The following is a 15,796-nucleotide window of genomic DNA, read 5'->3' as shown; positions in this document are numbered from 1 at the left end:
CTAGGTGTCGTTGCCCAGAAGGTTGTTCAGCCTTTGCCAGGGTGTCTGTCGGCTGAGGGCGGAGTGGGTTCGGCTGGTGTTGTAGTGGTCGATCCCGGGGCTCATGGCGCGTATCCGCTCGGCGGACGAGGCGTAGGGCTCGGCGTAGATCCATTCGCGCAGCGAGGTCTGGATGAAGCGCTCGGCCTTGCCGTTGGTGCGCGGCGTGTAGGGCCGCGTCCGAACGTGGCGCAGGCCGGCCTCGGCGAGCAGATCGCGGAAGGCATGGCTGCGGTAGGCCGAGCCGTTGTCGCTCATCACGCGCTCGACGGTGACGCCGTGCCGGGCAAAGAACGCCAGCGCCTCGTTCATGAAGGTCAGCGCGCTCTGCTTGGTCTCGTCGGGCAGGACCGCCGTGTAGGCAAGACGCGAGGCGTCGTCGATGGCGACATGCAGGGCCTCCCAACCGATGCCGCGCCGGCCATCGCGCCGGTTGCCGGTGATGCGGTGACCGACGCCCTCGATCCGGCCGAGCTTCTTCGTGTCGATGTGGATGAGTTCGCCCGGCCTCTCGCGCTGGTAGCGGATGACCGGCGGTCGGGCTTCGAGCGCGCTGAGACGGCCGAGGCCCAGGCCGCGCAGGACTCGGCCGACGGTGGAACGTGGCAGGGCCAGGCGCTCGGCGATGACCTGACCCGTCAGCCGCGTGCGCCGCAGAGCCTCGACCTGCGTGCGGATCACGGGCGTGACACGCACCTTCGGTCGGAGGGGCGCCGAGCTTCTGTCGCGAAGCGCCCCCGCGCCACCCGCCCGAAAGCGGGCCAGCCACTTGTAGGCTGAGCGCTCGCTGAGGCCGGCGGCCTGCGCCGCCTCGGCCACGCGCCAGCCTTCGACCAGGATCCGGTTCACCAGGAGGGCTCGACCATGGACCGTCATGCGGGCATGCTGATGCGTGTTCATCCGGGGCGCTCGGTCAGGGTTGGTCGGCTTCGCAACCCCAGCCTCTCACCCCCGCCTCGGGTGAACAACCTTCATAGCTTCGACAGCTAGCCCGGTCCTCCCCAGACAGGATGTCCCATGCTCGCTTGCGCGATCCTCGACGATTACCAGGGCGTCGGCCCCACCATGGCGGATTGGTCGGATCTGGCGGACCGCCTCACCTTGCGGGACCTGCGCACCACCTTCGCGACCCGGGACGCCCTCGTCGATGCGATCCGGGATTGCGAGATCGTGGTGATGATGCGCGAGCGCACACCGTTCCCGGCCGAGCTGTTCGCGCGGCTGCCGAAGCTGCGGCTCCTCCTCACCAGCGGGATGCGCAACCTGTCGATCGATCTGGCCGCCGCGAGGGCGCACGGCGTCACGGTCTGCGGCACAGCCAGCCACCCCGAGCCGCCGGTGGAACTGACCTGGGCGCTGATTCTCGGCCTCGCCCGGCACCTCGTGCCCGAGGTGCAGGCCCTGCGCACGGGCGGCCCCTGGCAGGGCAGCATCGGCAGCGATCTGGCCGGACGACGCCTCGGCCTCCTCGGCCTCGGCAAGACGGGCGCTCGCGTCGCCCGGATCGGACAGGCCTTCGGGATGGAGGTCAGCGCCTGGAGCCCCAATCTCACGGCCGAGCGGGCCGCGGCCGAGGGCGTCGCCCTCGCGCCTTCCCTGGAGGCGCTGCTGGCGGTGAGCCACGTCGTCTCGATCCACCTCGTCCTCGGCGAGCGCACCTGCGGCCTGGTCGACGACGCGGCGCTGCGCCGGATGCGGCCGGACGCATTCCTGATCAACACCTCCCGCGCCGCGATCGTGGACGAGGCCGCGCTGCTGGCGGCCCTCACCGAGAACCGGATCGCCGGCGCCGGCCTCGACGTCTTCGAAACCGAGCCGCTGCCGCCGGATTCACCCTGGCGCACCCTGCCCAACGTGCTGGCGACGCCGCATCTCGGCTACGTCACGGAGCGGAACTACCGCACCTACTTTCCCGAGATCGTGGAGGACATCCGGGCGTTCCTCGATGGGGCGCCGATCCGCGTCCTGGGCTGAAACCGTCCGGAGCGGGTCTCAGGCCCGCTGCTCCACGAAGGCCCGCATCAGAAGGTTCGCGATCGCGAGCGGCGGCGGCGTCGTGAGTCCGTCGGGATGGCGGCCCTCGAGCATCGCCGCGACGCTGTCCCGCGAGAACCAGCGCGCATCGGCGAGCTCCTCGGGATCGAGGGTGATGGCCGCGTCGAGGCTTTCGGCCACGCAGCCGATCATCAGCGAGGACGGGAACGGCCAGGGCTGCGAGGCGTGGTAGCGCACCGCCCCGACGGTCAGGCCGACCTCCTCGAAGGTCTCGCGCCGCACGGCGTCCTCGACGGTCTCGCCGGGCTCGAGGAAGCCGGCGAGGCAGGAATACATGCCCTCATGGAAGCGTGGCGAGCGCCCGAGCAGACAGGAATCGCCCCGGGTGATCAGCATGATCACCACGGGGTCGGTGCGGGGAAAGTGGTGCGTCCCGCAGGCCGTGCATTCGCGGCGGTAGCCGCCGGCCGCGAGGGTGGTCGGGCTTCCGCAATTCGCGCAGAAGCCGTGGCGCGCGTGCCAGCCGAGCAGCGACTTCGCCGTGGCGAGGAGCCCGAGTTCGTGGGGCGCGATCCGGCCCTCGCCGGCGAGGCTGCGCAGGTCGTTGGTGCGGAAGTCCGGGTCGGCCTCGATGCCCTCGGCCATCTCCGCCGGCAGGGCCGCGGCGAAGACCGGGGCGCCCTCGAGGCGCCCGAGAAAGAGCGTCAGGCTGCGCGGGCCCATAGGGGCGGCCGCCTCCGGCGTCAGGAGCGCCGTGTCGCCCGCCAGGACGATACGGTCGCCGGCCAGAAGGACGATGTGGGCATCGGGCGCGGCGAGGTCGGGAATCGCGGAGGCGCTCTCGGCGGAGTGGCGCACGAGGCGGTTGTGGACGTAGCCGAGCCGGCCCTGGAACTCGGCCATGCCTCAGGCCGCCGCGAAGAGGGCGCCGATGCGCTCGATCATCTGGGCGCGGGCATGGTGCGGGTAGGGGGTCGCGGTGCCGATGCCCCAGACCGGCTTCGGCCAGGCGGGATCGGAGCGGAAGCGTCCGATCACGTGGACATGGAGCTGGGCCACGACGTTGCCCAAAGCCGCGACGTTGACCTTGTCGGGCTTGGCGAGGGTCAGCATCACGCCCGTCGCGATCCGCATCTCGTCCATGAGTGCCTGCGCATCGGCCTGCGACAGGTCGGTGAGCTCGCTGGCGCCGGCCCGCCGCGGCACGAGGATCAGCCAGGGGAAGCGGGCGTCGTCCATCAGCAGGACGCTGCACAGGGCGAGGTCGCCCACATGCACGGTGTCGGCGGCCAGTTGCGGATCGAGGGTGAAGTCGGTGCTCATCGCGAGGCGATGTAGAGCGGAACCGTGGCCGATGCGAGGGGTGGCCGGCGTCAGATCCCGCTGAACCAGTTGTAGCCCTGGTCCTCCCAGTAGCCGCCCGGATAGTCGTTGGTCACGAAGATCACCGCGATGTGCTTGGGGCTCTTGAAGCCGAGCTTCGTCGGCACCCGGACCCGGAGCGGATAGCCGTACTCGGGCGCGAGGGGCTGGCCGGCGAAGTCGAGGGCCAGGATCGTCTGCGGGTGCAGGGCGCTCGGCATGTCGAGGCTGCCGTAATAGCGGTCGGCACATTTGAAGCCGACATACTTGGCGGTGAGATCGGCGCCGCTCCGCTCGAGGAAGGTCCGCAGCGGCACGCCGCTCCACTGCCCGATCTGGCTCCAGCCCTCGATGCAGATGTGGCGGGTGATCTGGCTCTCCTGTGGCAGGGCGCGCAGCTTCGCCAGCGTCCAGGGCGCCTTGTCGTCGACGAGGCCGGAGACTTCGAGCTTCCAGGTCGCCGCGTCGATCTCCGGGATGTTGTCGGGCGGGTAGAAGGCGTTGAAGCGGAAGGGGCTGTCGATCATCGAGGCCGGGTAGGTCGGGGCCAGGGTCGCAGGATCGAACAGCCATTGCTGGACCCGGTCGTTGGCCCGCGACATCGCCCAGAGCATCCGGTCGGCCAGGGTGCCGTTGCTGCCCGTGGAGAGATCGCAGCCGGAGAGGAGGGTCAGGGCTCCGAGCGAAAGGCCGCCGCGCAGCACCGTCCGGCGCTCCAGGCGGGCGAGGGCGGGGGCGAGGTCGCGGCGCAGGGCCTTGAGCCGAGCGGCATCGTCGGGGTCGCGCGGCATCAGCGGACGGTCTCCTCGGTGACGCGGGCGCGGCCGGTGATCATCGCCAGCAAGGTGCTCGGCACGATGACCACGAGGGCGAGGTGCAGGAGGATGAAGCCGGCGAGGCCCGCCATGGCGCCGAAATGGACGCGCCGCGCCCATTCGTAGCCACCGAACAGATTCGCCAGGGCCTGCCACTGCACGGGCTTCCAGAGGGCGCATCCGGAGGCGACCAGGAGGAGGCCGAGCGCGATGGCGACCACGTAGGCGAGGCGCTGTACCGCGTTGTAGCGGCCGACCCGGTGGCTGAGCCGCAGTGCCAGCGCGGCGCGGGCGTCGCGCCAGACCGCGCCCGGGCTCAGGGGCAGGAAGGCGGTCGCGAAGTGCCGGGCGATGAGTCCGTAGACGAGGTAGGCGAGGCCATTGAGGGCGAAGAGCCACATGGCGGCGAAGTGCCAGGCGAGCGCGCCGCCGAGCCAGCCGCCGAGAGTCGCCCATTTCGGGAAGGCGAAGGGGAAGAGCGGCGAGGCGTTGTAGATCGCCCAGCCGCTGAACAGCATGCAGAACACCGCGACCGCGTTGATCCAGTGGGTGATCCGCACCACGAGGGGATGGATGACCACGAGCCGCGACGGGGTTTCGGGGACGATCGTCAACGGGACCTCGGTCTCACGGGGCACTCGGTTTCTTGAAGTGCCTGGTTTCTTGGGAGCGGCGACGTTTCCCGGAGGCGGTCACCCCGGACCCGCCCGCGGCTGCGGACAGGGCCGGGGACGGGATCACATCGACGGGACGGTGCCGTTGCGGCCGACGATCAGCACCACGGCGTTGAGCTTGCCATCGGCGCCCGCCTTGGTGAAGGCCACGACCTTTTCGCCCGCCACCACGATGCTCTTCTCGCCCGGGTCGACGAGGGTCACCGGCACGTCCTCGGGCACCACCACCTTCTTCTCGCCGCCCTGGTACTTGACCAGCATGGTGCGCCCCTCGGTGCCGGACAGGCTGCCGATGGCGCCGTTGGTCATGGTGGAGTTCGAGCCGAGGTCCCACGGATAGTGGCCGTCGGCGGTGCCGCGCAGGGAGGAGGCGAACACCGTGACCTGCAGGGCCTTCTGGGTGCCGTCGGGCTGCGGGATCGCGGCGGTGCCGATGTAGCTCTCGGACTTGATGTCGGACAGCTTCCCGGTGCTGGCGGCGAGGATCTTGGTGTCGTCCCCGAAGGTCACGGTCTTGCTCTCGCCCATGCGGGGCTTGATCGTCACGGTCGATCCGTCGACGGATTCGATGGTGCCGCGGTAGCGCACCACATCGGCGGCCCGGGCCGGTGCGGCGGCGAGCGCGAGGCCGACGGCGAGGCCGGTGAGCAGCGTCTTCATCATGGCGTCCCTCCTGGGTTGTTGTTGAGCGGGCAACCAAAGCCCGCTCCGCCCGATGCTCCGGGCGTCCTGAAACCGGTTCTGTCGGCCCCGAGGCTCCGCTCACATCGGCGGAACGGTGCCGTTCTCGCCGACGATCATCCGATCTGCCACGGCGAGGCCGCCGGCATCCGCCTTGGTGAAGGCGACGACGCGGGCGCCCGGCTTGATCTTGCTGGCATCGCCGGGGGCGAGGGCCACGACGGGCACGCCTTCCGGCACGGTGATGGTCTTCTCGCCGCCCTTGTAGGTCACCCGGATCGTCCGGTCGGCGGTGCCCGAGAGCGCGCCCACCGCACCGTTGGTCATGGTGTTCTCCCTTTCGAGATCCCACGGGTAGTGACCGTCGCCGGTGCCGCGCATGCTCGGCGCGAACACCGCGACCTCGAGGGCCTTCAGGGTGCCGTCCGCCTGCGGCGTGGCGGCGGTGCCGATGTAGCTGTCGGGCTGGATGTCGCTGATCTTGGCGGTGTTGGCGGTGGCGACCCGCACGGCGTCGCCGAGCCTGACCTGCACGGGCGCCCCGAGGCGCGGCTTGATGGTGACGCTGGTGCCGTCCACCGCCTCGATCGTGCCCCGGATGCGAACCACCGGGGAATCGGCCATCGCCGGCAGGCAGAGCCCGAGGCTGGACAGGGCGAGGACGAGGGTCAGCGACTTCATGCAGATGTTCCTGGCGACCGGTCCATGCCGGCGGCCGGGACGCTGCTCCCGATCGTTCGCGTGCGCAAGTCAATTGCGCGCGATTCGTCTGCGTCACTGTGCCGTGCGTTCAGTATGCCAATGGCTCAACGCGACCAGAGTTCGGTGTGCAGGACGTTCAGTGAGCCATGAGCATCGGGATCGCCGCATGGGCGAGAAGATGGCTGGTCGGTCCCCCGAAGATCATCTGGCGCAAACGACTTTGGGTATAGGCGCCCTTGATCAGAAGGTCACAGCCGAAGGCTTCGGCTTCAGCGAGATAAACCTCGCCCGGCGTTCGCCGGCCGGCCGAATGGGCCCGAAAATCGGCGCTGATCCCCTCGCAGGCAAGGGCACGGGCCAGCTCCTCGGCGGTGGGACCCGGCACCGTCCCGCCCTCGACGCTGATGACGCGGATCCGCTTCGCCTGCCGCAGGAAGGGCATCGCGAAGGCCACGGCCCGGGCCGTCTCGGTGGAGCCGTTCCAGGCGATCAGGATCGCCTCGCCCAGGGTCGCGGGGGCGATCGGCGGAGCCAGCAGGATCGGCCGCCCGCTCTCGAACAGGGCGGTTTCGAATGTGGTCATGCGCGGTGCGCCGTCCTCGGCACCGGGCCGGCCCACCACCGTGGCGGTGAACAGGCGCGCATACTGGCCGAGGAAGCTGTCGCCCGCCGGCACGTCGGGTCGCCAGCGGTAGCGCGGACCGGCCCCGAGGGCCTCGGGATTGCACGGCCCCTCCGCCGCGAGCGGCACGCCGGCCCGGGTCATGAAGTCGATGAACTGCCCGCCGGCCCGCTCGGCCTCGACCTTGTCGGCCTCCTCGTCGCGGAGCCAGGTCATGCCCCCGACCATGTCGACGGGAACGTACTCGGCCAGGGCCGGCCGCAGGGAGACGCCCTCGATGAGGCTGCCGAACCGGCGGGCGGTGAGGATCGCGGTCTCGAAGACCGAGGGCAGGGCGTCATGGGATGCGACGGGAACGAGCAGGGTCTTCATCGGGGAGCCTTCCTCGCAGCGGCACGATGGGTTCAGGCTAGTGCGAAACGTCGTTCCGGAAAACAGGACGACCCAGGGCGATGAGAGTTTTCCCGGCGTGCCTGTGCGGGCATGCCGGACAGCGCGGAATGCAGCCTATTTCCCCAATAAGCTTGGCCGGCTCAAAGATCAGTCCCGATCGAGAAGGGCTCAGAAAAGAGTCGGTTCAAGCTCGGAACCCAATCGAGCCTTCATCGTTGGCCCACCAATCATGACAGGCAGGTTCCGCAACACGGATGAATAGCCTTTGGCCGTTTAGACTGCACTGTCCCGCCAAATTAGAGGAACACATGATCAAGAAGACTCTCGCTCTCACCGCCGTGATGACCGCCCTCTCCGCACCCGCCTTCGCGCAGGGCATGGGCGGTGACTTCCGCATGGATGCCATGCAGGCCAACGCCTTCGAGATTCAGTCGAGCCAGATCGCGCTCGACAAGAGCCGCAACCCGCAGGTGCTGCGCTTCGCCCGCGACGCGATCCGTGACCACCGCGCCGCCAACGTCGCCCTGGCCGGTGGCGAGGGCAACTACGCGGCGGTGCGCGGCAACGAGGGCCTCGGCAGTCTGGTCACGGCCCCGCTCGCGGTGGCGGGTGGCGCCGTCGGCGCGGCCACGGGCGCGGCCGTCGGTGCCGTGGGCGGCACCCTGAGCGGCGGTCCCGTCGGGGGCGTCGAGGGCATCGGTTCGGGCGCGGCTCGCGGTGCGGCGACGGGCAGCCGGGCCCTGAGCGGCGACGTGGACACCACCGCGGGGACCACCATCATCCAGCCGAACCCGCAGCAGCAGGCGATGCTTGCGGAGCTATCGCAGACGCCGGCCGGCCCGCGCTTCGACCGCCTCTACGGCCGCATGCAGGTCCAGTCGCACGAGACGACGATCGGCATGTTCCGCTCCTACGCCGCCTCGGGGCCGAACCCGGCCCTGCGCGCCCATGCCGAGCAGGCCCTGCCGGTCCTGCAGGCCCACTACCAGATGGCGCAGAGCCTTCCGGGCGCCCGCTGAAGCCGCACCGGCGACACGTCGGGCCGAGTGCCCGGCGTGAGGCCTCGATCGGAAAGGACGCCGGGCCCCAGGGCCCGGCGTCCTTCTTCGTTTCAGGCCTCGGCGCAGCCGATCATCGCGGCGGGGCTCAGGCTGCGGCCGGCCTGATCGATGGCCGGCTTGAACGCGCCCGTCTCGGGGTCGCGCAGGAGCAGCTCACCGCGCGCGATGCCGAAATGGGCGCCGTGCAGGGCCAACTGCCCGCTCTCCACCCGCTTGCGCACGAACGGGAAGGTCATCAGATTCTCGAGGCTCTGCGCGACCATCGCGTATTCGAGGCGGGTCAGGTAGTCCGGGGCCTCCGTGTCGCCGGCCTTACTGGCGGCGGGCTCGACCAGGGAGACCCACTTGCCGATGAAGTCGCCCTTCGACAGGGGCTTGGCGGGGTTCGCGTAGGCCTTGATGCCGCCGCAGGTGGCGTGACCCAGCACCACGATGTGCTTGACCTCCAGCCCCTCCACCGCGAACTCGATCGCCGCCGAGGTGCCGTGAAAGTCGCCGCCGGTCTCATGCGGGGGCACGATGTTGGCGACGTTGCGGATCACGAAGAGTTCACCGGGTCCGGTGTCGAAGATGACCTCGGGGGAGACGCGGCTGTCGCAGCAACTGATCATCAGCACCTGGGGGCTCTGCCCCTCGGCCAGCTTGGCGTAACGCTTGGCCTCGTCGGTGAGGCGTCCGTCGATGAACGAGCGGTAGCCGGCTTTCAGCGTCTCTGGAAACATGGGGGTCCTCCCTCGGGGTGTCATGAATGGCACGCCGTCGAGCGGCGTGCCGGTGGTCAGGGTTGTCCTCGCCAGTTTAGGACGACGGGTGTGGGGGGTATCGTCCCGGCGACGATGTCGCGGGCGACCGCGACGAGGCCGTTCGGCTCGATACGTTCGGAGGTGGCCTCGAGTTCGGCCAGGGTCCACCAGCGGGTACCGAGGACCGGGTTGTCCTCGGTCTCGGCGAGGCGGCGCGTATCCACGGTCGCGTCGGGCAGGCGGACGACGAAGTAGCGCTCGCGGGCGTAGCGGGAGGTCCGGAACAGGTGGAAAGGGCCGTCGCAGGACGCGACCTGCGGCCCGATCTCGGCATTCGCCACGCCGATCTCCTCGGAGAGTTCGCGGCGGCAGGCTTCCACATGCGTCTCGCCGGCCTCCAGCCCGCCCCCGGGCATGAACCAGAAGGTGCGCTCCTCCGGCCGGACCGGATCGATCGGGCGCACCGATTCGTAGGCGATGAGCAGGAGGCGATGGTCGGGGTCGAACACCAGCGCCCGGGCGATGTCGCGAACGGTCAGATCCTGCGTCATGTCCCCCTCACGGCTCCGCTTCGATCTCCGATCTAGCAGGGAATCCGCCTGCGGCCAGGGGGCGATCCGCCGGCGGGGCCGGCATCCAGATCACGATAGGAAGACCCTCTTCGTCCGAACCGGGCGGATCGGGCAGCGGACGGGCACGGCCTTCGGCGAGATCGCGGGCGACCACGAGGGCGGCCAGCGCATCGAGATGGTCGTCCGCGCCGGTCCCCGAGGGGCGCGCCGCGATCAGGCCCTCGGGCAGTCCGGCGCCGGCGAGCAGGGCCCGGCGCTCGGCCAGACCCGCACGGCGCATGGGACCCTTCTTGCTCGCCGCGAGGGGACGTCCTCCGTTGAGGCAGTGGAACACGATCTCGGGATGGACCTCGTGGAGGCGCGTGACCAGGTCGGGACGGGCCCGGAGCGTCGCGTCGACGGTCCGGATGGCGGGGAGGATGTTCCAGCACTGGATCGAGGGCGCGAAGGGCGGCGTACTGTGCGCGCGCGACAGCACCTTGGCCTCCTCGTAGGTCGCCGCGTAGACCGCCGCGCGGGCCGGCACCGGGAATACGCTCGCGCGTCCGGCGCCCAGGACGGCGCGCGCCGCCCGGTCCGCGCTCCGGCCGCCGCCCGTCACATGCGCCTCAAGGCCGATGGGACAGTCGATCCCGACGCGGATCGGCGCCTCGGGGCCGTCGAGGAAATCGACCGGCCGGGCGACGCGCACGGCACGGAAGCGGGTCGCGTCGTCGAGGTCGAGGAGCACCCCGGCCCAGGCCCCGCGGCACCCGTCGAGGCCGCCGATCCAGCGCGTCATCGGCGTGGGCCGGACGCGGTCGACACGAACCGGATCGGGCCTGGCCCGTTGTCGCTGCTCAGGGCCGCCGCTGCCGGCGGCCGCCGAAACGGGAATGCGTTCATGGACATCGCCGTCGATAAGGTCACCGAAATCATTCTGCGCGTGCGCGCCGTCGATGTGAAGGAAGGGCCGACCGACCCCGATTCCGGCTCGAACCCGACCGATGACGGGGCCACGGACGTGCTCATCTCCGGCACCGACGACGCCACCGAGGAGGAGTTGCGGGCGATGATCGGTGCCCTCAACGACGACGAGCGCGCCGACCTCCTCGCGCTCCTCTACGTCGGGCGCGGCGACATGGAGCCCGAGGAATGGTCGGAGGCGGTGCGCTTCGCCCGCGAGCGGGAAGCCGCCGGCGAGGGCGCCGCCCGCGAGATCCTCGGCATCCCCAACGCGGGCGACCTTCTCGAAGAAGGCCTGTCCAATCTCGGCATCACGCCGGACCTGCCCTAGGCCGCAGGCAGGACGAACCAGGGGCGGGCCGGCGGCTCGCCCCTGGGCGCGGCGTCAGAGGCAGGGCAGGACGAGCGCGGTGTCGGCGACGAAGCCGGCCGTGTCGCGCAGGCTCCGGGGCTGGGCCGGATCCTCCGACACCGCCTCGGCCTCCGTGTGCAGGCGGTCGTTGCAGGCGCAGGTGGCAATCTGCCCCCTCGGCGGCGAGCAGATGTCGTGGTGCATGCAGGCGACATCGAGGGCATCGATGGGCGGGAGCGGGCTGCGGTTCCCCGGGCCGCAGTAGTTGCCGTGGATCAGGAACGTCCCGCGCTTCAGGTTGACGTAGGGCGTCTCCTGCGCGCGGACGGCGGGGATCGCGGCGGCCGACAGGGCTGCGGCGAGTGCCAGGCGCGCCACGAGGGGCCGGAAGGGTCGTTCTGCGTTCATCATGAAAGCCTCGTCCACTTGGTCTGATCGCGCCCTCGACGGAGGAGATGGGGCCGCGTCTCCGAGTGACAAGCGTCAGGCTATTTCGATGTCGCGGCCGACGCGCCGACGAACCCATTCCTGTTGCGATCCGGTCGATGCTGGAGCAGCCATGAACCGGCAAAACAATCGCCATGGGAGAGACTGTCGTGGACTGAATTTCCGTATGCCGGATGCTTCCAAAGGGCGACTGCATGCGGGAACGGGACGACCTGGACGGCATCGGCCGGATGCCGGCGCGGCCAGGGGCGCCGGGCGTCATCCACACCGTTAACCTTTTCTTAACCCGCCGATTGTGGTGCAACGCCGGGCGTGGGACATTCGTTAACAGAAGCTTAACGGGGCCAAGGGCGGTCATGCGGTACGGGTTTTCCCTGCGTTTCTCGGCTCTGACGTCCCGGGTCGCCGCCTTCGGCGCCGCGACGCTGTTCGTCGGCCTCGCCGCCCTGTCGGGTGCGGAGGCGCAGACCCTCGCCGCGCTCCCCACCGTTCCGAGCGCGATCAGCGCCGGCGTCCAGACCCGTCCCATCGCCGCCTGGGTCGATTTCTGCACCACCTACGCGACGGAGTGCGCGGTGAACACCGCCGAGCCCGCTCAGATCACCCTCACCCCCGCGATCTGGAACACCATCGTGTCGGTCAACCGCCGGGTGAACAAGTCCCTCGTCGCCGTCACCGACATGGATCACCTCCACGTGGCTGACCGCTGGGACCTCGCCGAGGACGGCTCGGGCGATTGCGAGGACTTTCAGCTCCTCAAGCGCAAGCTCCTGGCCGAGACCGGCCTGCCGCGCCGGGCGATGCGGATGACGGTCGTGATCGACGAGAAGGGCGAGGGGCACGCCGTGCTGACCCTGCTCACCGATCGCGGCGACCTCATCCTCGACAACAAGACCAGCACGATCCTGCCCTGGCGCCAGACGGGCTACACCTTCATCAAGCGCGAGAGCCAGGACGCCGTCGCCTGGGTTTCCCTCGGCCGGGCCGCCTCGCCGGTCACCACCGCCAACCGCTGAACCGTCCCTGCACGGGATCGTGGAAAACCCGATCCTTTAAGGCGCGGTTAAGCGTGGCGGCGCGAGGGTGATCCTGCTCCGGGATCCTCCGCCATGACGTTTCGCGATCTTCTCCGCGCCGGCGCAGCGCCCGCGCTGCTCTTCGCCTTCGTTGCCTCCGCCGCGGCTCAGGAGGCCCCGAGCGTGGCCGAGCGCCACGCGTCGTGGCGCGCCTGCCTCGATCGCAACTTCGCCCTCGAACGCGCCCTCTCCAGCCGGGTCATCGCGGCCGACGCGGCGCTTCGCGCCTGCCGGCCGAGCGAGCAGGCCTACCTCGCCGCCCTCTCGGCCTCGCCCCTCGTCGACGGGGACGACGTCGCCCGGGTCCGGCCGGCCCTGCTCCTGCGTGCCAGGGGCTGGCTCCTCGACGGCGGGCGCCAGCGCCCGCTCTGACGGACCGGGTTCGGGGCGCGGCCTGATCGCCCGCGAAAGGCCGGCGACTCAGGCGAAGGATTTGCGCGGGTCGAAGGCGTCGCGCACGGCCTCGCCCGCGAAGACCAGCAGGCTCAGCATCAGCGCCACCACGAAGAACCCGGTCAGCCCGAGCCAGGGCGCCTGGATGTTGTCCTTGCCCTGCGCCAGGAGTTCGCCCAGCGAAGCCGAGCCCGGCGGGAGACCGAAGCCGAGGAAGTCCAGGGAGGTCAGGGTCCCGATCGATCCGTTGAGGATGAAGGGCAGGAAGGTCAGCGTCGCCACCATGGCGTTAGGCAGGAGGTGCCGGCTCATGATGCGGATGTTCGAGAGGCCGAGCGCCCGGGCGGCGCGCACGTACTCGAAGTTGCGCGCCCGCAGGAATTCTGCCCGCACGACTCCGACGAGGGACACCCACGAGAACAACAGCAGGATGCCCAGCAGCACGAAGAAGCCCGGCTCGATGAAGGCCGAGATGATGATGATGAGGTAGAGGGTCGGGATCCCGCTCCAGACCTCGATGAAGCGCTGCAGGGCGAGGTCGACCCAGCCGCCGAAATAGCCCTGAACCGCTCCGGCAATCACGCCGATCACCGACGAGATCAGGGCGAGGGTCAGCCCGAACAGCACCGAGATGCGGAAGCCGTAGATGATGCGCGCCAGCACGTCGCGGGTGGTGTTGTCGGTCCCGAGCCAGTGCTTTTCCAGCTCGGCGCAGGGCTTGCCCCCGTTCTGGCACTGGGCTTCCGTCAGCATCCAGGTCGGGGGCGACGGGGAGGGGGTCGGCAGGCCGTCGATGATCGTGTCGTAGGAATAGGGGATCGCCGGCCAGATCGCCCAGCCGTTGTCGGCGATCTCCTTGCGCGTCTCCGCCGAGCGGTAGTTCGGCCGGGCATAGAAGCCGCCGAACTTCTCGTCCGGGTAGTCGACGACCACGGGGAACAGGATCTCGCCCTTGTAGGAGACCACCAGGGGCCGGTCGTTGGCGATGAACTCGGCGAACAGGCTCGTGACGAAGAGGCCCGTGAAGAGCAAGAACGACCAGTAGCCGAGCCGGTTGCGCCGGAAATTGGCGAGGCGCCGCCGGTTGAGCGGCGACAGGCCGCGACCGGTCGGGGGCGGGGCGGCCGCCTGAGTGGACTCGGGACGCACGACCTCGTTCATCGGGTGCGCCCCTGTCCGTCGGATGTCAGCCGTCGATGCGCGTCGCCGTGCCCTCGATCTCGTTCGGGCGCAGGCCGCCATGGCGCTCGAGGTGTCGCCGCAGCAGGCGCACGTTGCGGCGGTTGGCCTTGAACGCCGCATCGAACAAGTCGCCCGCCAGGGGCACGGCGCCGAGCGCCCCATCGGCCGCGATGTTCAGCGCCATCCGGGCGATGAGCCAGCGCGGCGCTCCGAGCCGGCGCGCCTCCACCACGATGTAGGAGGCCAGCAGCATGCCGGCCACGTCGCCCACCACCGGGACGAGACCGACCAGGGCGTCGAGGCCCACCCGCCGGTTGATGCCGGGAATCACGAAGGCCGAGTCCATGAGGTGCGCGAACGCCTCCAGGCGCAGCAGCGTCGCCTCGCGGTCGTCCGTCTTCGGCCGGAAGCGGGTGGCGACACCGGCGGTCTGGGTGAAGTCCATGGTCGGGCTCCGGGGCAAGTCCAGCCTGGGGGAACGGTGCGGCGTGGTCATGGTCCGGGATGTGGCCCCGGCCCCGCGCGCCCGCAAGCACCGCCCGCACGAACCCGCCCATCAGGCTGCCTGCCGCGCGACGCTGGAGAGCCGGTCGAGGGCCCGGTCGAGGACGTCGTCCGTCTTGGCGAAGCAGAGCCGCACGAGGTGGCGCACGGAAGCGTCGGGATAGAACGCGCTGATCGGGATCGCGGCGACGCCGTGCCGGCGCACCAGGTCGTCGCAGAACGCCACGTCGTCGTCGCAGCCGAGCGGCGCCAGATCGACGTTGAGGAAGTAGGTGCCGTAGGAGGGCAGCACCCGGAAGCCCCGCTCGGCGAGGCCCGTCGCGAGGCGGTCGCGGGAGGCCGCGAAGCGTGCGCGCATGCCGGTGAAGTAGGCGTCCTCCTTGGCCAGGCCGTAGGCCACCGCCTCCTGCAGGGCGGGCGGCGTCGTGAAGGTGAGGAACTGATGCGCGTTGGCCACCACCCGCATCAGGGCCGGCGCCGCCATCACGAAGCCAACCTTCCAGCCGGTTAGGCCGAAGATCTTGCCGGCTGATCCGATCTTCACGGTCCGGTCGCGCATGCCGGGAAGCGCCATCAACGGGCAGTGCCGCGCGCCGTCGAAGACGATGTGCTCCCAGACCTCGTCGCAGACCGCCACCACGTCGTGCCGCGTGCAGCAGGCGGCGAGCAGCGCCAGGTCCTCGCGCCCGAAGATCGTGGCGCTGGGATTGAGGGGATTGTTCAGGACGACGAGCTTGGTCCGGTCCGTGAAGGCCTCCGCGAGGGCGTCCGCGTCGAGGCGGAAATGCGGAGGCTGGAGCGGCACGATGCGGGCGACGCCCCCGGCCCGGCGCACCAGCGGCAGGTAGGCGTCGTAGAGGGGCGCGAACAGCACGACCTCGTCGCCCGGCGCGATCAGGGCGAACAAGGCGGCCGCGATGGCCTCGGTAGCGCCCGAGGTCACCATCACCTCCGCCATCGGGTCGAGGTCCAGATCCTGATGATGCGCGTAATGCGCCGCGATCGCCCGGCGCAGATCGGGCAGGCCCATCATCGGCGGGTACTGGTTGTCGCCGTACAGGACGGCCTCGGCGGCCCTGCGCCGGACGTCCTCCGGTCCCGGATCGTCGGGGAAGCCCTGGCCCAGGTTGATCGCGCCGAGTTCGCGGGCGAGGCCCGACATCACCGTGAAGATGGTCGTCGGCAGATCGGCGAGGACGGGATTCATGGAGCGGGATTCACGAGGAACGGGGTTTCGC

The 15,796-nt window shown here is 70.2% G+C and carries 20 protein-coding genes; 5 read left to right on the top strand and 15 right to left on the bottom strand.

Going from position 1 to position 15,796, the window contains the following annotated elements:
• Positions 1-939, bottom strand: coding sequence for an IS481 family transposase (locus ACLBWX_RS10110; protein WP_447676926.1), 939 nt, complete (start codon positions 937-939; stop codon positions 1-3).
• Between the two features lie 117 nt (positions 940-1,056).
• On the opposite strand from ACLBWX_RS10110, the gene ACLBWX_RS10105 reads away from it, so the two are divergent.
• The gene (locus tag ACLBWX_RS10105) at positions 1,057-2,013 is read left to right on the top strand and encodes a D-2-hydroxyacid dehydrogenase family protein (RefSeq protein WP_447676925.1); all 957 of its coding nucleotides are present in this window, start codon (positions 1,057-1,059) and stop codon (positions 2,011-2,013) included.
• Positions 2,014-2,031: 18 nt separating this feature from the next.
• Here ACLBWX_RS10105 and nudC read toward each other — a convergent pair whose 3' ends face one another.
• The 7 genes from nudC to ACLBWX_RS10070 all read right to left on the bottom strand — a co-directional run bounded on the left by nudC (position 2,032) and on the right by ACLBWX_RS10070 (position 7,262).
• Entirely contained in the window at positions 2,032-2,937 is a 906-nt protein-coding gene (gene nudC / locus ACLBWX_RS10100) for an NAD(+) diphosphatase (RefSeq protein WP_447676924.1), read from the bottom strand.
• A 3-nt stretch (positions 2,938-2,940) separates the two neighbouring features.
• Positions 2,941-3,357: an HIT domain-containing protein gene (locus ACLBWX_RS10095; protein ID WP_447676923.1), complete on the bottom strand. Its 417-nt coding sequence runs from the start codon at positions 3,355-3,357 to the stop codon at positions 2,941-2,943.
• Positions 3,358-3,407: 50 nt separating this feature from the next.
• Complete coding sequence (locus ACLBWX_RS10090; protein WP_447676922.1) at positions 3,408-4,187, bottom strand: molybdopterin-dependent oxidoreductase; 780 nt, start codon at positions 4,185-4,187, stop codon at positions 3,408-3,410.
• Positions 4,187-4,819, bottom strand: coding sequence for a cytochrome b/b6 domain-containing protein (locus ACLBWX_RS10085; protein ID WP_447676941.1), 633 nt, complete (start codon positions 4,817-4,819; stop codon positions 4,187-4,189). Before ACLBWX_RS10085 ends, ACLBWX_RS10090 begins: the two co-directional genes overlap by 1 nt.
• A gap of 129 nt (positions 4,820-4,948) precedes the next feature.
• Complete coding sequence (locus ACLBWX_RS10080) at positions 4,949-5,548, bottom strand: hypothetical protein (RefSeq protein WP_447676921.1); 600 nt, start codon at positions 5,546-5,548, stop codon at positions 4,949-4,951.
• Positions 5,549-5,647: 99 nt separating this feature from the next.
• Entirely contained in the window at positions 5,648-6,247 is a 600-nt protein-coding gene (locus ACLBWX_RS10075) for a hypothetical protein (RefSeq protein ID WP_447676920.1), read from the bottom strand.
• Positions 6,248-6,404: 157 nt separating this feature from the next.
• Positions 6,405-7,262 (bottom strand): universal stress protein, encoded by an 858-nt coding sequence (locus tag ACLBWX_RS10070; protein WP_447676919.1) that lies wholly within the window; start codon positions 7,260-7,262, stop codon positions 6,405-6,407.
• 329 nt (positions 7,263-7,591) lie between these two features.
• On the opposite strand from ACLBWX_RS10070, the gene ACLBWX_RS10065 reads away from it, so the two are divergent.
• Complete coding sequence (locus tag ACLBWX_RS10065) at positions 7,592-8,302, top strand: DUF4142 domain-containing protein (RefSeq protein ID WP_447676918.1); 711 nt, start codon at positions 7,592-7,594, stop codon at positions 8,300-8,302.
• A gap of 92 nt (positions 8,303-8,394) precedes the next feature.
• Here ACLBWX_RS10065 and ACLBWX_RS10060 read toward each other — a convergent pair whose 3' ends face one another.
• Genes ACLBWX_RS10060 through ACLBWX_RS10050 form a run of 3 tightly spaced genes read right to left on the bottom strand, consistent with a single transcriptional unit; the run spans position 8,395 to position 10,440 of the window.
• On the bottom strand, positions 8,395-9,066 hold the full coding sequence (locus ACLBWX_RS10060) for a carbonic anhydrase (protein ID WP_447676917.1): 672 nt from the start codon (positions 9,064-9,066) through the stop codon (positions 8,395-8,397).
• 56 nt (positions 9,067-9,122) lie between these two features.
• Positions 9,123-9,638, bottom strand: a complete 516-nt coding sequence (locus ACLBWX_RS10055) for an NUDIX hydrolase (RefSeq protein ID WP_447676916.1) — start codon at positions 9,636-9,638, stop codon at positions 9,123-9,125.
• 7 nt (positions 9,639-9,645) lie between these two features.
• A complete protein-coding gene (locus ACLBWX_RS10050) occupies positions 9,646-10,440 on the bottom strand; it encodes a DUF429 domain-containing protein (RefSeq protein ID WP_447676915.1) in 795 nt (264 codons plus the stop codon).
• A gap of 102 nt (positions 10,441-10,542) precedes the next feature.
• Here ACLBWX_RS10050 and ACLBWX_RS10045 point away from each other — a divergent pair, with 102 nt between their 5' ends.
• Complete coding sequence (locus ACLBWX_RS10045; RefSeq protein ID WP_447676914.1) at positions 10,543-10,935, top strand: DUF3775 domain-containing protein; 393 nt, start codon at positions 10,543-10,545, stop codon at positions 10,933-10,935.
• Positions 10,936-10,989: 54 nt separating this feature from the next.
• On the opposite strand, the gene ACLBWX_RS10040 is transcribed toward ACLBWX_RS10045, so the two are convergent.
• Entirely contained in the window at positions 10,990-11,367 is a 378-nt protein-coding gene (locus tag ACLBWX_RS10040; RefSeq protein ID WP_447676913.1) for a hypothetical protein, read from the bottom strand.
• 392 nt (positions 11,368-11,759) lie between these two features.
• On the opposite strand from ACLBWX_RS10040, the gene ACLBWX_RS10035 reads away from it, so the two are divergent.
• Together ACLBWX_RS10035 and ACLBWX_RS10030 are read left to right on the top strand one after the other, a co-directional pair.
• Positions 11,760-12,419, top strand: a complete 660-nt coding sequence (locus tag ACLBWX_RS10035) for a transglutaminase-like cysteine peptidase (RefSeq protein WP_447676912.1) — start codon at positions 11,760-11,762, stop codon at positions 12,417-12,419.
• 93 nt (positions 12,420-12,512) lie between these two features.
• Positions 12,513-12,851: a hypothetical protein gene (locus ACLBWX_RS10030; protein WP_447676911.1), complete on the top strand. Its 339-nt coding sequence runs from the start codon at positions 12,513-12,515 to the stop codon at positions 12,849-12,851.
• 48 nt (positions 12,852-12,899) lie between these two features.
• Here ACLBWX_RS10030 and ACLBWX_RS10025 read toward each other — a convergent pair whose 3' ends face one another.
• The 3 genes from ACLBWX_RS10025 to ACLBWX_RS10015 all read right to left on the bottom strand — a co-directional run bounded on the left by ACLBWX_RS10025 (position 12,900) and on the right by ACLBWX_RS10015 (position 15,765).
• Positions 12,900-14,033, bottom strand: a complete 1,134-nt coding sequence (locus ACLBWX_RS10025; RefSeq protein ID WP_447676910.1) for an ABC transporter permease — start codon at positions 14,031-14,033, stop codon at positions 12,900-12,902.
• Between the two features lie 25 nt (positions 14,034-14,058).
• Positions 14,059-14,499 (bottom strand): DUF4112 domain-containing protein, encoded by a 441-nt coding sequence (locus ACLBWX_RS10020; RefSeq protein WP_447676909.1) that lies wholly within the window; start codon positions 14,497-14,499, stop codon positions 14,059-14,061.
• 111 nt (positions 14,500-14,610) lie between these two features.
• The gene (locus ACLBWX_RS10015; protein WP_447676908.1) at positions 14,611-15,765 is read right to left on the bottom strand and encodes an aminotransferase; all 1,155 of its coding nucleotides are present in this window, start codon (positions 15,763-15,765) and stop codon (positions 14,611-14,613) included.
• Positions 15,766-15,796: the final 31 nt, after the last annotated feature.

The sequence above is a fragment of the Methylobacterium sp. M6A4_1b genome (assembly GCF_053345175.1).
The sequence above is the reverse complement of the archived record's forward strand: the minus strand, read 5'-3'. Positions and strand labels throughout refer to the sequence as shown.